Origin of the sequence: Acinetobacter sp. UBA6526 (assembly GCF_002434875.1) — a bacterium.
Classification (GTDB): domain Bacteria; phylum Pseudomonadota; class Gammaproteobacteria; order Pseudomonadales; family Moraxellaceae; genus Acinetobacter; species Acinetobacter venetianus.
The window spans coordinates 1361-1589 of record NZ_DJLC01000190.1; the positions used below are offsets into that span (position 1 = coordinate 1361).

Below are 229 nucleotides of genomic sequence, written 5' to 3' on the forward strand. Positions count from 1 at the left end.
CATAACCCTGAACCAATGGATAAAGGAATTCGTGAATTGCGATTGGTTGATGGTTGCTATAACGCTTTGTAAAGTCATCACGCTCTAACATACGTGAAACAGTTTGTTGGCTTGCCAATTGAATGAGATCAGCAGCAGATTTTTGATTAAACCATTCTGAGTTAAAACGTACTTTGGTTTTATTTGGATCTAAGATTTTAAAAACTTGTTCCTGATACGTTTTTGCGTT

At 35.8% G+C, this 229-nt stretch carries 1 pseudogene; it reads right to left on the bottom strand.

The annotated features are described in order from the left end of the window. Positions 1-229 (bottom strand): annotated as a pseudogene (locus B4237_RS13030) (tyrosine--tRNA ligase); the annotation flags it as partial.